Source organism: Cellulomonas triticagri (genome assembly GCF_003696205.1).
GTDB classification, from domain to species: domain Bacteria; phylum Actinomycetota; class Actinomycetes; order Actinomycetales; family Cellulomonadaceae; genus Cellulomonas; species Cellulomonas triticagri.
The window spans coordinates 1-13,748 of the sequence record NZ_RFFI01000057.1; the positions used below are offsets into that span (position 1 = coordinate 1).

At 75.2% G+C, this 13,748-nt stretch carries 13 protein-coding genes; 3 read left to right on the forward strand and 10 right to left on the reverse strand.

All coding sequences use genetic code 11. From position 1 onward, the window contains the following. The first annotated feature begins 156 nt into the window (after nucleotides 1–156). Nucleotides 157–672 (forward strand): Na+/H+ antiporter subunit E, encoded by a 516-nt coding sequence (locus tag EBM89_RS11275; protein WP_122149528.1) that lies wholly within the window; start codon nucleotides 157–159, stop codon nucleotides 670–672. On the opposite strand, the gene EBM89_RS11280 is transcribed toward EBM89_RS11275, so the two are convergent. After that, on the reverse strand, nucleotides 596–982 hold the full coding sequence (locus EBM89_RS11280; protein ID WP_122149529.1) for an STAS domain-containing protein: 387 nt from the start codon (nucleotides 980–982) through the stop codon (nucleotides 596–598). The two genes, EBM89_RS11275 and EBM89_RS11280, sit on opposite strands and share 77 nt — an antisense overlap. 162 nt (nucleotides 983–1,144) lie before the next feature. Beyond that, on the reverse strand, nucleotides 1,145–1,852 hold the full coding sequence (locus EBM89_RS22450; protein WP_122149530.1) for a GNAT family N-acetyltransferase: 708 nt from the start codon (nucleotides 1,850–1,852) through the stop codon (nucleotides 1,145–1,147). Nucleotides 1,853–1,929: 77 nt separating this feature from the next. Here EBM89_RS22450 and cmtR point away from each other — a divergent pair, with 77 nt between their 5' ends. Both cmtR and EBM89_RS11295 read left to right on the forward strand, forming a co-directional pair. Next, entirely contained in the window at nucleotides 1,930–2,307 is a 378-nt protein-coding gene (gene cmtR, locus EBM89_RS11290) for a Cd(II)/Pb(II)-sensing metalloregulatory transcriptional regulator CmtR (RefSeq protein WP_122149531.1), read from the forward strand. A 116-nt stretch (nucleotides 2,308–2,423) separates the two neighbouring features. Continuing rightward, nucleotides 2,424–4,328: a heavy metal translocating P-type ATPase gene (locus tag EBM89_RS11295; RefSeq protein WP_439647180.1), complete on the forward strand. Its 1,905-nt coding sequence runs from the start codon at nucleotides 2,424–2,426 to the stop codon at nucleotides 4,326–4,328. Between the two features lie 18 nt (nucleotides 4,329–4,346). On the opposite strand, the gene EBM89_RS11300 is transcribed toward EBM89_RS11295, so the two are convergent. The 8 genes from EBM89_RS11300 to nhaA form a co-directional block, all read right to left on the reverse strand. Continuing rightward, nucleotides 4,347–5,084 carry a response regulator gene (locus EBM89_RS11300; RefSeq protein ID WP_122149532.1) on the reverse strand — a complete coding sequence of 246 codons (738 nt, stop codon included), beginning with the start codon at nucleotides 5,082–5,084 and terminating at the stop codon, nucleotides 4,347–4,349. Next, nucleotides 5,081–7,582, reverse strand: a complete 2,502-nt coding sequence (locus EBM89_RS11305) for a DUF4118 domain-containing protein (protein WP_122149533.1) — start codon at nucleotides 7,580–7,582, stop codon at nucleotides 5,081–5,083. The genes EBM89_RS11300 and EBM89_RS11305 overlap by 4 nt, the downstream gene beginning before the upstream one ends. Beyond that, the gene (kdpC, locus tag EBM89_RS11310) at nucleotides 7,582–8,190 is read right to left on the reverse strand and encodes a potassium-transporting ATPase subunit KdpC (RefSeq protein WP_122149534.1); all 609 of its coding nucleotides are present in this window, start codon (nucleotides 8,188–8,190) and stop codon (nucleotides 7,582–7,584) included. Before kdpC ends, EBM89_RS11305 begins: the two co-directional genes overlap by 1 nt. A 38-nt stretch (nucleotides 8,191–8,228) precedes the next feature. After that, nucleotides 8,229–10,391 carry a potassium-transporting ATPase subunit KdpB gene (gene kdpB / locus EBM89_RS11315; protein ID WP_122149550.1) on the reverse strand — a complete coding sequence of 721 codons (2,163 nt, stop codon included), beginning with the start codon at nucleotides 10,389–10,391 and terminating at the stop codon, nucleotides 8,229–8,231. A gap of 5 nt (nucleotides 10,392–10,396) precedes the next feature. Next, the gene (gene kdpA / locus EBM89_RS11320) at nucleotides 10,397–12,067 is read right to left on the reverse strand and encodes a potassium-transporting ATPase subunit KdpA (protein ID WP_122149535.1); all 1,671 of its coding nucleotides are present in this window, start codon (nucleotides 12,065–12,067) and stop codon (nucleotides 10,397–10,399) included. Further along, nucleotides 12,067–12,156 carry a potassium-transporting ATPase subunit F gene (locus EBM89_RS11325; protein WP_122149536.1) on the reverse strand — a complete coding sequence of 30 codons (90 nt, stop codon included), beginning with the start codon at nucleotides 12,154–12,156 and terminating at the stop codon, nucleotides 12,067–12,069. Before EBM89_RS11325 ends, kdpA begins: the two co-directional genes overlap by 1 nt. Beyond that, entirely contained in the window at nucleotides 12,153–12,302 is a 150-nt protein-coding gene (locus EBM89_RS21255) for a hypothetical protein (RefSeq protein WP_158609649.1), read from the reverse strand. The genes EBM89_RS11325 and EBM89_RS21255 overlap by 4 nt, the downstream gene beginning before the upstream one ends. 105 nt (nucleotides 12,303–12,407) lie before the next feature. Further along, nucleotides 12,408–13,667 (reverse strand): Na+/H+ antiporter NhaA, encoded by a 1,260-nt coding sequence (gene nhaA, locus EBM89_RS11330; RefSeq protein WP_122149537.1) that lies wholly within the window; start codon nucleotides 13,665–13,667, stop codon nucleotides 12,408–12,410. Nucleotides 13,668–13,748: the final 81 nt, after the last annotated feature.

The following is a 13,748-nucleotide window of genomic DNA, read 5'->3' on the forward strand; positions in this document are numbered from 1 at the left end:
GGGGGCGACGGCGGCCGAGCGGCTCGTGCACCGGGCGGGCGACGCCAGCGGTCGCGCGCTCGACACCGCCGAGCGCGGCATCGGCGGCTGGGTCGCCTCCGGGGTCGCGGTGCTCGCCGTCGCGGCCCTCGTCGCCGTCGTGCTGGTGGGTGCCTCGTGACCGCGCCCGGCGGTGCGCGACCCGGCGTCGTGGTGGTCGTCCGGGCCGCGCTGCTGCGCGCGCTGCTGCTCGGGCTGTGCTGGTGGGCGGTGTCCGAGGGCGACCCGTCGATGCGGGGCTACGGCGTCGTGCTGGTGGCGGCGGTCACGGCGGTGACGTTCGCGCTGGCGCCCGCCCGGCGGCGGTCGCCGCGGCTCGCGCACCGCGCCGTGCCGACCCTGTCGCTGGCGGGCTGGTTCCTGTGGCGCTCGGTGCTCGGCGGCGCGGACGTCGCGCTGCGGGCGGTGCGCCGCCCGGTCCGGACGGACCCGGTGGTGCTGGAGCACCGGCTGTCGCTGCCGCCCGGGGCGCCCCGGGTGGTGTGCGCGACGCTGTCCAGCCTGATGCCGGGGGCGCTGTCCGTGCACCTGGCGGACGACGTCCTGGTGCTGCACGTCATCGACCGGGCGCTGCCCGCGCGGGAGCAGGTGGACGCGCTGCAGCGCCGGATCGCGGCGGTGCTGTCGGCGTGACCCCGTCCACGCCGAGCACCTCGGCGAGGCCGAGGACGCGCAGGACGCGGGCCACGCCGTCCGGCACCGCGCGCAGCGCGCAGGAGACGCCCTGCTCCTGCGCGACGCGCAGGCACCGCAGCAGGAACGCCACGCCCGTCGAGTCCAGGAAGGTCACGTCCCCGAGGTCGACCACGACGGGCCGACCGGACGTCGCCACCTCGTGCAGCGCGCTCCCGGCCTGCTCGCGCAGGGCCATGTCGACCTCGCCGTGGAGGCGGACGAGCGTGACGCCGTCCTGCGCGCTCGTCGTGATGGTGTCGTGGTCCATGGCGCCCGCCCTCGACGTCGATGGGGGACGCCGGCTGCTGGACGCCCGTGCCGTGCACGCCGAGGTCGCTCCGCGATCGGTGCGGCGACGCCCCGCACCGCCTCCACCGTCGCACGCGCGCCCCGGCGTGTACAGCGACGGCGGGCGGCCGGCAGCCCGGGCTCAGTCCGCGGGGACCTGCTCCCAGCGCTCGACGGGCCACAGCCCGGCGTCCACGTCCAGCTCACGGGCCCGCGCGACCATCCGGGCGACCGCGGGGTCCGCGAGCGCGTCCGGTCCCTCCGCCGCCGCGTAGTGCTCGGCGAGGAACGCCGCCACATCCGCCCCCGTCGCGGCGCCCGCCGGTGTCCGGTCGAGCCGCAGCAGCAGCATCCCCGGGACCCGGTCCGCGCCGGGGCGCAGCGCGGGCTGGGTGTAGGGGAACGGCAGCAGCCGCGCGCCGTACCGCGCGTAGAACCGCAGCCGCGCGACCGGGTCGCCCTGCGCGGCGTCGGCGGACCAGGCCCGCGGGTCGTCGACCTCGGCGAGCACGAGCGCCCCGGGTCCGCCCGGGGCGGCGGCCGCCCAGCGGGGCAGCAGGTCCCCGAGCAGCCGGGCGCCCAGGCCCAGCCCGCGCGCCTCGGCGTCGACGGCGAGGTACTCGAGCAGCAGCACGCGGCCGCCCGCGAACCAGCCCCCGAGCATCACCGCGACCGGCTCGTCGTCGGCGAGCAGCACCGCCGAGGGGCCCGCGTCGGGGCCGGTCCAGCCGGCGACGAGCTCGTCGGGCGACAGCAGCTCGTCGGCCCGGAACGTCGGGGCGAGCAGCCGCTCGTGCACCCGGGCGACGTCGTCGGCGGTCAGGTCGTCCAGGGTCGTCTCCCGCACCATGCCCTCGACGGTAGCGCCCTGGTCGTCTCGTCCGCGCCGCCCTGTTCACAGGTCAGTGGGCGCTGTATGGTCAGCGAGTGCTGACCCTTTCCTCCCGGCTCGACGTCATGGCCCGCACGGGCCGGGCCATGGCCGACCCCACCCGGGCCCGCATCCTGCTGGCCCTGCTCGGCGGACCCGGCTACCCGGCGGCGCTCGCGGAGTCCCTCGACCTCACCCGCACCAACGTGTCCAACCACCTCGCCTGCCTGCGCGGCTGCGGCCTCGTGGTCGCCACGCCGGAGGGGCGCAGGACCCGGTACGAGATCGCCGACCCGCACCTCGCCCGCGCCATCGAGGTGCTGCTGGACGCCGTCATCGCGTCCGACGACGGCAGCCCGTGCCTCGACGACGACTGCGACGTCCCGCTGTGCTGCGGGCCCGGCGCGGGCGCGAGCCCGCGGGTGCCGGGGTGAGCGCGGGCTGCTGCGGGGACGACGACCAGCCGGCGACCCCGACGCCGCGCCGCCTCACCCTCGACCGCCCGCGGGTGACCTCGGCCGGCTGCTGCGCGTCCGACGACGCCGTGCCGGTGACGGACGACGCGTGCTGCGGCGACGGGGTGCAGCCCGGCGACGAGCACCCGGTCCGCCCGCCGTGGTGGCGCGACCCCGCGCTGCTGCCGTCCGCGGCGGCGGGCGTCCTGCTCGCGGTGGCCCTCGGCCTCGACCGCGCCGGGCACGGCACCCCCGCGCTGGTGCTGCACGGGTGCGCGCTGCTCGCCGGGGCATCGACCTTCGTGCCCGGCGCGGGCCGGCGCCTGGTGCGCGGCCGCCTCGGGGTCGGGCTGCTGATGACGATCGCCGCGACCGGCGCCGTGCTCCTCGGGCACGTCGCGGAGGCGGCGGCGCTGGCGTTCCTGTTCTCGCTCGCGGAGACGCTCGAGGACCGGGCGATGGACCGCGCCACGGAGGGCCTGCGCGCGCTGCTGCGGCTCATCCCCGACCGGGTGCGCCTCTCCCGGCTCGGCGGCGACGTGGTCGTCCCCGCAGCCGAGGTGCGCGAGCTCGACGTCCTGGTGGTGGGCGCGGGCGAGCGGGTCGCCACCGACGGCGTCGTCGTGGCGGGTCGGTCCAGCATCGACACCTCGGCGGTCACCGGGGAGTCCGTCCCCGTCGAGGTCGGCCCCGGCGACGCGGTCCCCGCCGGCGCGGTCAACGGCTCCGCCACCCTGCAGATCGAGGCGACGGCCGACGGGCGGGACAGCTCCCTGACGCAGATCGTCGCGCTGGTCGAGCAGGCCCACGCCCGCAAGGGCGAGCGGGCGCGCCTCGCCGACAGGATCGCCCGGCCGCTCGTCCCCGCGGTGCTCGTCGTCGCGGCACTCGTCGCGGTGGTCGGCTCGCTGCTGGGCGACCCGACGACCTGGGTCGAGCGCGCCCTGGTCGTGCTCGTCGCCGCGTCGCCGTGCGCGCTCGCGATCGCCGTCCCCGTCACCGTGATCAGCGCCATCGGATCGGCGTCCACGTCCGGCGTCGTCATCAGGTCCGGCGAGGCGTTCGAGCGGCTCGGCACCGTCCGGACCGTCGCCGTGGACAAGACCGGCACGCTGACCCGCAACCAGCCGCAGGTCGTCGAGGTCCGCACCGCCCCGGGGGTCGAGCGCGACCGGGTGCTGCGTCTCGCGGCGGCGGTCGAGGGCACCAGCACGCACCCGCTGGCCGCGGCCCTGCTCGCCGCGGCCCCCGGGGTGCTGGGAGCGACCGACGTGGTCGAGGAGGCCGGGCTCGGGGTCCGCGGGACCGTCGACGGCTCCCGGGTCCGCGTGGGTCACGTGCGGTGGATCGCCCCCGGCGGCCTCGCGGACGCGGCGGACGCGCTCGCGGGCGCCGGGATGACGGTCGTGGTGGTCGAGGTGGACTCCCGCGTCGAGGGTGTCGTCGGCATCCGCGACGAGCTGCGCCCCGAGGCCGCGAAGATGGTCCGCATGCTGCGGGAGTCCGGCACCGACGTCGTCATGCTCACCGGTGACAACACCCGCACGGCGCGCGCGATCGCGGCGCGGGCCGGGATCACCGACGTCCGCGCCGAGCAGCTGCCCCGGGACAAGGCTGCGGCCGTCGAGGCGCTGGACGCCGGGCGGCCGACCGCGATGGTCGGGGACGGCATCAACGACGCCCCCGCGCTCGCGACCGCGACCGTGGGCATCGCGATGGGTGCCACCGGGTCCGCCGCCGCCGTCGAGGCCGCGGACGTCGCGTTCACCGGGACCGACCTCCGGCTCATCCCCGGGGCCCTGCTGCACGCCCGGCGGGGGCGCGCGCTCATGACCGCGAACATCGGCCTCGCCCTGGCGATCATCGTCGTCCTGTTCCCGCTCGCCCTGCTGGGCGTGGTCGGGCTGGCCGGGGTGGTCCTCGTGCACGAGGTCGCGGAGGTGGTCGTGATCCTCAACGGCCTGCGGGCCGCCCGACGGCCCCGGGCACGGACACCCTGACGGTCCCCCGCACCGTGGTCAGGCGGTACCCGCGGCCACGTCGCCCGGGTCCCGGCCCCGCGCCGGGTCGAGGCCGCCGTCGGGCACGAACCGGTACCCCATCCCGGCCTCGGTGAGCAGGTGCCGGGGCGCGGCCGGGTCGGGCTCGAGCTTCTTGCGCAGCTGGGACAGGTACAGCCGCAGGTACCCGGAGGAGGTCGCGTGCTGCGTCCCCCAGATCTCGGTGAGGATCTGCTCGCGGGTCACCAGCCGGCCGGGGTGCCGGACGAGGATCTCCAGGACCTGCCACTCCGTCGGCGTCAGGTGCACCGCACCGGCACCGGCGCGGGTCACGACCTTGAGCGCGAGGTCGACCGTCACGCCCCCGAACGTCACGACCGGCTCGTCGGCCCGGGGACCGGCCGACCGCCGCGCCAGCGCGCGCAGCCGGGCCAGCAGCTCGTCCAGGTCGAAGGGCTTGGTCACGTAGTCGTCGGCCCCGGCGTCCAGCGCGTCGACCTTGTCGCCCGAGCCGGTGCGCCCGGACACGACGAGGATCGGCGCCTGCGTCCACCCGCGCAGCGAGGTGATCAGCCCGATGCCGTCGAGGCGCGGCATCCCGAGGTCGATCAGGTAGAGGTCGGGCTTGTGCGCGGCGGCCTGGGCGATCGCCTCGACGCCGTCGGTGGCGACGACCACCTGGTACCCGCGGGCGCGCAGGGTGATCCGCAGGGCACGCAGGATCTGCGCGTCGTCGTCGGCGACCAGGATCTTCACGGCGCCACCCCCTCGGCTGGGGCGGCGCGGTGCACGGGCAGGCTGATCACCATCGTCAGGCCGCCGCCCGGGGTGGGCTCGGGCGTCAGCGTGCCGCCCATGCCTTCCGCGAACCCCCGGGACAGCGCGAGCCCGAGCCCGAGCCCGGTGCTGTTGTCGGTGTCCCCGAGCCGCTGGAACGGCACGAACAGGTCGTCGTGCCGCTCGGGGTCGACCCCCGGGCCGTGGTCGACGACGCGGATCTCCACCCGGTCCCCGAAGGTGCTCGTGGTCAGACGGGGGCGCCGCCCGCGCGGGCTCACGTGCACCGCGTTGGCGAGGACGTTCACGACGACGCGGCGCAGCAGCGCGCCGTCGGCGTCGGCGCGCGGCAGGTCGGGGTCGAGGTCGAGCTCGACGTCGTCGGGGCCGAGCCGCAGCTCGTCGAGCGCGGGCAGGATGACCTCGTCGACGTCGGTGGCCCGGCACGACACCCCGAGCACGCCCGCCTGGACGCGGCTGACGTCCAGCAGGTCCGTGACGAGCTGGGTGAGGGTGCCGAGGCTCTCGTGCGCGGTGTCCAGCAGCTCGGTCCGGTCCTCGGGCGTCCAGTCGACGTCCGAGGCGCGCAGGCTGCTGACGGCCGCGGACGCGGCGGTGAGGGGACGGCGCAGGTCGTGGCTGACGGCGGACAGCAGCGCGCTGCGCACCTGGTCCGTCTCGACCAGCGGGGCGATCTCCTCGGTCGCGGCGGTGAGCCGCTCGTGCTCGAGCGCGGCGGCGGCCTGCGCGACGACGACAGGCAGCAGCCGCGCCGCGGACCGGTCGAGCGGCGGGCCGTCGAGCTCCAGCACGGCGGTCTCGGCCACGGGGACGGTCGTGGTGCGGGCACCGGGGACCGGCTCGCCCTTCTCGACCCGCAGCCGCTCCCCCACCCGCAGCCGGACGGCGGAGAGCCCGAACGCCTCGCGGGTGCGGGCGAGCAGGGCGCCGAGGGCGTCCTCGCCGCGCAGCACCCCGCCCGCGATGGACAGCAGCATCTCGGACTCCGCGGACGCGCGGCGGGCCATCCGGGTGCGGCGGGCGGCCTGGTCCACGACGTAGCTGACCAGTGCGCCGTTGGCGACGTACAGCGCGAGCGCGAGGGCGTGCACGGGCTCGGCGACGGTGACGGTGTGCACGGGCGCGACGAAGACGTAGTTGAGAGTGATCCCGGACAGCAGCGCGGTGAACAGCGCGGGCCACAGGCCGCCGACCAGGGCGATGACGACGACGAGCAGCTGGTACGCGAGGACGTCGCTGGCGAGGGAGTCCTCGCTGCGGGCGGTGACGAGGCCCCAGGTGAGCAGCGGGCCGCCGAGGACCGACAGCACGAAGCCGAGCACCCGCCGCCTGACGGTCAGCGCGCCGGTGAGGCGCGGCAGGGTCAGCCGGTTGCCGACGGCGTCGTGGTTGACGATGTGCACGTCGATGGGACCGGCCTCGCGGATGACGGTCGCGCCGATGCCCGGGCCGGTGAGGGCGGCGCGCAACCAGGACCGACGGCTCAGGCCGATGACGACCTGGGTGGCGTTCTGGCCCCGGGCGAACTCGACCAGCGCGGTCGGGACGTCCTCCCCGACGACCTGGTGGAACGTGCCCCCGAGCTGCTCGACCAGCGCCGTCTGCGACACCAGCGCGCCCGGGTCGCTCTCCCGCAGGCCGGTCTGGGCGGACACGTGCACCGCGAGGAGCTCCCCGCCCGAGGACCGCGCCGCGATGCGGGCGCCGCGGCGCAGCAGGGTCTCCCCCTCCGGGCCCCCGGTCAGGGCGACCACGACCCGCTCGCGGGCCTCCCACGGGGCGTCGATCGCGTGCTCGGCCCGGTAGGTGCGCAGCGCCGAGTCGACCTCGTCCGCCAACCACAGCAGGGCGAGTTCCCGCAGGGCGGTGAGGTTGCCGAGGCGGAAGTAGTTCGACAGCGCCGCGTCCACCCGCTCCGCCGGGTACACGTTGCCCTCCGCGAGCCGGTCGCGCAGCGACGCCGGGGCCAGGTCCACGAGCTCGACGTCGTCGGCCGCGCGCAGCACCGCGTCCGGGACGGTCTCGCGCTGCGGGACCCCGGTGATCGTGCGGACCACGTCGTTCAACGACTCGATGTGCTGGATGTTCACCGTCGTCACCACGTGGATCCCGGCGTCCAGCAGGTCGGCGACGTCCTGCCACCGCTTCGCGTGACGGGAGCCCGGGGCGTTGGTGTGCGCGAGCTCGTCCACCAGCGCCACCCTCGGGCGCCGGGCGAGGACCGCGTCCAGGTCCATCTCCGACAGGGTCACGCCCCGGTGCGACACCTGCGCCCGGGGCACGACCTCCAGCCCCTCGACCAGGGCGGCCGTGGCGGCGCGGCCGTGGGTCTCCACGACCGCGACCACCACGTCCTTGCCGGCCACGCGCATGTCCCGGCCCGCCTCCAGCATCGCGAACGTCTTCCCGACACCCGGAGCCGCCCCCAGCAGCACCCGCAACCGGCCCCGCGGCATCAGCCCGCCAGCCGGTCGAGCGCCACGTTCACCTCGAGCACGTTCACGGACTCCTGCCCGAGGACCCCCAGGTCGGGGCCGGTGGTGGCGTCGGCGATCACGGCGCGGACCTCGACGGCCGACAGGCCGCGCTCCCGCGCGACCCGGGCCACCTGCAGGTCCGCGTACTCCGGGCTGATGTGCGGGTCCAGCCCGGAGGCGGAGGCGGTGAGCGCGTCCACCGGCACGTCGGCCGGGTCGACGCCCTCCAGGTCGGCGACCGCCGCGCGGCGCTCCTCGATCGCCGCGACCAGGTCCGGGTTCTCCGGCCCGAGGTTGGACCCCGAGGACGCCGCGGCGTCGTACCCGTCGCCCGCGGCCGACGGCCGGGACTGGACGTACTGCGGCAGCGCCGCGCCGTCCGCGTCGGTGAACGACTGCCCGAGGAGCGACGACCCGACGACCGCGCCGTCGGCGTCGGTCACGAGCGAGCCGTCCGCCCGGGCGGGCATCGCCCGGGCCAGGCCGGTGACGAGCAGCGGGTAGGCGATGCCGCACAGGACGGTCATCACCAGGAGGGCGCGCACGGCCACGAGCACGTGCGGCCAGGTGGTGCGAGGGGAGCTCATGAGGTCCTTCGTTCGGTCGGGGGGACGGTGCGCGCGGCTCAGAAGCCCGGGATGAGGCTGACCAGCAGGTCGACCGCCTTGATGCCGAGGAACGGCGCGATCACCCCGCCCAGCCCGTACACGAGCAGGTTGCGGCTGAGGATGGACGTCGCGGCGGCGGCGCGGTACGTCACGCCGCGCAGCGCGAGCGGGATCAGCACGACGATGATCAGGGCGTTGAAGACGATCGCCGAGAGGATCGCGGACGCCGACGAGGACAGGCCCATGATGTTCAGGGCGGCCAGGCCCGGGAACACGCCCGCGAACATCGCCGGGATGATCGCGAAGTACTTCGCGATGTCGTTGGCGATCGAGAACGTGGTGAGCGCGCCGCGCGTGATGAGCAGCTGCTTGCCGATGCGGACGATGTCGATGAGCTTGGTCGGGTCGGAGTCGAGGTCGACCATGTTCCCGGCCTCCTTGGCGGCCGAGGTGCCGGTGTTCATCGCCACGCCGACGTCCGCCTGGGCCAGCGCCGGGGCGTCGTTCGTCCCGTCACCGGTCATGGCGACGAGGTTGCCGCCCTCCTGCTCCCGCTTGATCAGCGCGAGCTTGTCCTCCGGGGTGGCCTCCGCGAGGAAGTCGTCGACGCCGGCCTCGGCCGCGATGGCCTTGGCGGTGAGCGGGTTGTCGCCCGTGATCATCACGGTGCGGATGCCCATGGCGCGCAGCTCGGCGAACCGCTCGGACAGGCCGTCCTTCACGACGTCCTTGAGGTGGACGACGCCGAGGACCCGGCCGGCGCCTGCGACGTCCTGGGTCGCGACGACCAGCGGCGTCCCGCCCTCGGACGAGATGCGCTCCACGTGGCCGTCGAGCTCGCGGCGGACGGGAGCGGGCAGGGCGCCCTCCTCCTCCAGCCACGCGACGACGGCGCTGCCCGCGCCCTTGCGCACCCGGGTCACGTCCGGCAGGTCGACGCCGCTCATCCGGGTCTGCGCGGTGAACGGGACCACCTCGGTGCCCGGGGTGAGCGTCGCGACGTCCCCGGCGACGCCCCGCTCGGCGGCGAGGTCGACGATCGACCTGCCCTCGGGCGTGGGGTCGGCGGCGGACGCCTGCGCGGCCGCGCGGACCAGGTCGTGCGCGTCCACACCCGTCAGCGGCAGGAAGTCCACCGCGCGCCGGTTCCCGTAGGTGATGGTGCCGGTCTTGTCGAGCAGCAGGGTGGTGACGTCACCGGCGGCCTCGACCGCGCGGCCGGACAGGGCGAGCACGTTGCGCTGCACCAGGCGGTCCATGCCGGCGATGCCGATGGCGGACAGCAGGGCGCCGATGGTCGTCGGGATCAGGCAGACGAGCAGGGCGACCAGGACCGGGACGCTCACCGAGGCCCCGGCGTACCCGGCGATCGGGTTCAGCGTCAGCGCGACGACCACGAACACGATCGACAGCGAGGCGAGCAGGATGTTCAGCGCGATCTCGTTGGGCGTCTTCTGCCGGGCGGCGCCCTCGACCAGGGCGATCATCCGGTCCACGAACGTCTCGCCCGGCTTCGAGGTGATCGTCACGACGATCCGGTCGGACAGCACGCGGGTGCCGCCCGTGACCGCGGAGCGGTCGCCGCCGGACTCGCGGACCACCGGGGCGGACTCGCCGGTGATGGCCGACTCGTCCACGGACGCGATGCCCCAGACGATGTCGCCGTCGCCCGGGACCATCTCGCCCGCGGTGACCACCACGACGTCACCGAGCGTGAGGTCCGGCGAGGCGACCTGCCGGGTGCGGGCGTGCTGCGCGCCCGGGTCCCGGGTCGCGTCGTAGCCGTCGACCACCGTCGCGAGCGTGCTGGACCGCGTCTGCCGCAGGCTGTCCGCCTGCGCCTTGCCCCGGCCCTCGGCGACGGCCTCCGCGAGGTTCGCGAAGACCACCGTCAGCCACAGCCAGACCGCGATGCCCGCGGTGAACGACACCGGCACCGCGGTGCCGCCGGACTCCTCGGGGCCGCCGAGGAACGGCTCGACGATCGCCAGCACGGTGGTGAGCACCGCGCCGACCTCGACGACGAACATCACGGGGTTGCGCCACATGACCCGCGGGTCGAGCTTGCGCAGGGCGCCCGGGAGGGCGTCGCGCAGCTGGGCGGGCGAGAACGACCGGGACGGCGACGACCCGTCGGCCGGGGCCGCCGGCTGCTGCTGCGGGGTGAGAGTGCTGGTCATGGTGTTCACAGACCTTCCGCCAGGGGGCCCAGCGCGAGAACGGGGAAGTAGGTGAGGGCGGTGACGACGACCGTCACGCCGACGAGCAGGCCGACGAACTGCGGCCGGTGCGTGGGCAGCGTGCCCGCGGTGGCCGGGGCCTTGTCCTGCGCGGCGAGCGAGCCCGCGAGCGCGAGGACCAGGACGATCGGCACGAACCGGCCGAGCAGCATCGCCACGCCGAGCGCGGAGTTGAACCACGGGGTGTTCGCCGTCAGGCCGGCGAACGCCGAGCCGTTGTTGTTCGCCGCGGAGGTGAAGGCGTAGAGCACCTCGGTGAAGCCGTGCACGCCCGGGTTCCAGATCGACGTCGCCTCGACGTCCGCCCGCACCGCGGGGATCGCGAACGACAGAGCCGTGCCCACCAGCACCAGGGCCGGGGTCACCAGGATGTACAGCGACGCGAGCTTGATCTCGCGCGGGCCGAGCTTCTTGCCCAGGTACTCCGGGGTCCGGCCGACCATGAGCCCGCCGACGAACACCGCCAGCACCGCGAGCACGAGCATCCCGTAGAGGCCGGAGCCGACGCCGCCGGGAGCGACCTCGCCGAACATCATGTTGAGCAGCGGGAACAGGCCGCCGAGCGCGGTGAACGAGTCGTGCATGCCGTTGACCGCACCCGTGGACGTCAGCGTGCTGACGCTGCCGAACAGAGTGGTCGCGGCGATCCCGAACCGCTGCTCCTTGCCCTCCATCGCCCCGCCCGCGAGCTCCGGGGCGGTGCCCGCGCCGCGCATCTCGACGACCGTGAGCAGCGTGAGGCTGACCAGGAAGATCGCCGCCATCGCGCCGAGGATCGCGTAGCCCTGCCGCGCGGAGCCGACCATGCGGCCGAACGTGCGGGGCAGGCTGACCGGGATCGCGAGCATGAGGACGACCTGGAACGCCGAGACCCAGCCGCTCGGGTTCTCGAACGGGTGCGCCGAGTTGGCGTTGAAGAACCCGCCGCCGTTGGTGCCGAGCAGCTTGACGGCCTCCTGCGAGGCGACCGGACCGCCCGGGATCGACTGCGTCCCGCCCGCGAGGGTGGTGACGTCGGTGGACCCGGCCCAGTTCTGGATGACGCCGCCCGCGATGAGGACCACCGCGGCGAGCACCGACAGGGGCAGCAGGATGCGGATCACACCCCGGGTGAGGTCGACCCAGAAGTTGCCGACGGTCCCGGTGCGCCGGCGGGCGAAGCCCCGGACCAGCGCCACGGCGACGGCCATGCCGACCGCGGCCGAGACGACGTTCTGGACCGCGAGCCCGAGGGCCTGGACGGTGTACCCGAGCGTGACGTCCGGGGAGTACGACTGCCAGTTCGTGTTCGTCACGAACGACACCGCCGTGTTGAACGACAGGTGCTGACCCACGGCCGGCAGGCCGAGGTCCCACGGCAGCCAGGTCTGGACGCGCTGCAGCAGGTAGACGAGCAGGACGCTCACCAGCGAGAACGCCAGCAGGCTGCGGACGTAGGACCGCCAGGTCTGCTCGGACCGCGAGTCCACCCCGATGAGGCGGTAGAGCCCGCGCTCGACCCGGAGGTCCGTCGCGGACGTGTAGACGTGGGCCATCCAGTCGCCCAGCGGGCGGTGCAGCGCGGCGAGGACGACGAGGACCGCGAGCACCTGGGCCGCGGCCAGCCACCCGGCCATCAGAACGTCTCCGGCTTCACGAGCGCCCACACCAGGTAGGCGACCGCCGCCACGCCGAGGGCGGCGGCGACGAGGTCCACGACGATCACAGCCGCTCGACCCCCGCCGCCACGGCGCCCACGAGCGCGAACAGGGCGACGACCGCCGCCACGAACACCAGGTCCAGCACGAGGGGACTCCTGACATCGCACCTCGTCGCGGCACGATCGAGCGGCGCGACGGGCCCGGTGGTCACCGGGCCGTCCCCCATCACAGACCCGCCGCGGAGCGCGGTCGGCGATCCTGACGGTTCCCCTACGGCCCCACGGGGAACCCTGACGGGATCCCTACGCCGAGGTGCTCAGCGGTCGCGGTCGGCCCCGATGACCTCCTGCGGCCCGTCCGGGACGCCGTCGTCGTTCATGTCGTCGCCCCGCGCCCGCTTCGCGTCCCGGTGCAGCACGAGGGCCGCCGCGACCGCGGAGACCGCCGTCCCCGCGAGGACCGCGAACTTGGCCGTGTCGGCCAGCACCTCGTCGGCGAACGACAGCTCGGCGATCAGCAGCGACACGGTGAACCCGATCCCCGCGAGCAGGCCGACCGGCAGCAGGTCCCGGAGCCCGACGGCGTCGGGCAGCCGCAGGGGCGTCAGCCGGGTCACGAGCGCGGTCGTGCCGAGGACGCCGACGACCTTGCCGACGACCAGGCCGCCGGCGACCGCGGGCAGCACGGCGTGGGTCAGCAGGTCCTGCCCGCCGCCGCCGACGACGGTGACGCCGGCGGAGAAGAACGCGAACACCGGCAGCGCGATGCCCGCCGACCACGGCCGGACGGCCTCGTCGTACCGGTGCGCGCGGTCGTGGGCTTCGCCGTGCACCGGGCGCGCCGGGACCACCATGCCGAGCAGGACGCCCGCGATGGTCGCGTGCACGCCGCTGGAGTGCATGAGACCCCACGCCACGACGGCGAGCGGGATCAGCAGCCAGGGGTGCACGTGGGAGGACCGGGCCAGCAGGGCGAACAGCGCGACGGCGACGAGCGACAGCGCGAGGAAGACCAGCGAGACGGTGTCGGTGTAGAACACCGCGATCACGACGATGGCGAGCAGGTCGTCGACCACCGCGAGCGTGAGCAGGAACGTCCGGATCGCGACCGGCAGCCCCCGGCCGAAGATCGCGAGCACGGCGAGCGCGAACGCGATGTCCGTCGCCGTCGGGATGGCCCAGCCGTGGTACGCGTCGGTGTCGCCCGCGACGTGCACGACCGACGCGTAGATGATCGCGGGCACGGCCATGCCGCCGACGGCGGCGAGCACCGGGACCGCGGCCCGGCGGGGGTCGCGCAGGCTGCCGACCACGATCTCGCGCTTGAGCTCGAGGCCGACGGTGAAGAAGAAGATCGCGAGCAGGCCGTCGGCGGCCCAGTGGGCGAGGTCGAGGTCCAGGTGCCAGGCGGCAGGGCCGAGACGCGTGGTCGAGATGGTCTCGTAGGCCTCGCGCCACGGGGAGTTCGCCCAGACCAGGGCGACGAGCGCGGCACCGATGAGCAGCGCGCCGCCCGTCGTCTCGCGGGTGACCCAGCGGCGCAGCGCGCTGGTGCGGGCAGGGGTGGTGGGGGTCATGCGGCTCCTGGTCGACTGAGGTCCCGCCGGAGGGTCACCGACGAGGACGCCGACCAGACTTCCCGGCACACCAGCGGTCGA

Coding starts and splice junctions, on each gene's coding strand:
- EBM89_RS11280 (WP_122149529.1), bottom strand. CDS start 982: ATGGACCACGACACCATCACGACGAGCGCGCAGGACGGCGTCACGCTC.
- EBM89_RS22450 (WP_122149530.1), bottom strand. CDS start 1,852: ATGGTGCGGGAGACGACCCTGGACGACCTGACCGCCGACGACGTCGCC.
- EBM89_RS11305 (WP_122149533.1), bottom strand. CDS start 7,582: ATGCCGCGGGGCCGGTTGCGGGTGCTGCTGGGGGCGGCTCCGGGTGTC.
- kdpC (WP_122149534.1), bottom strand. CDS start 8,190: ATGAGCTCCCCTCGCACCACCTGGCCGCACGTGCTCGTGGCCGTGCGC.
- kdpB (WP_122149550.1), bottom strand. CDS start 10,391: ATGACCAGCACTCTCACCCCGCAGCAGCAGCCGGCGGCCCCGGCCGAC.
- kdpA (WP_122149535.1), bottom strand. CDS start 12,067: ATGGCCGGGTGGCTGGCCGCGGCCCAGGTGCTCGCGGTCCTCGTCGTC.
- nhaA (WP_122149537.1), bottom strand. CDS start 13,667: ATGACCCCCACCACCCCTGCCCGCACCAGCGCGCTGCGCCGCTGGGTC.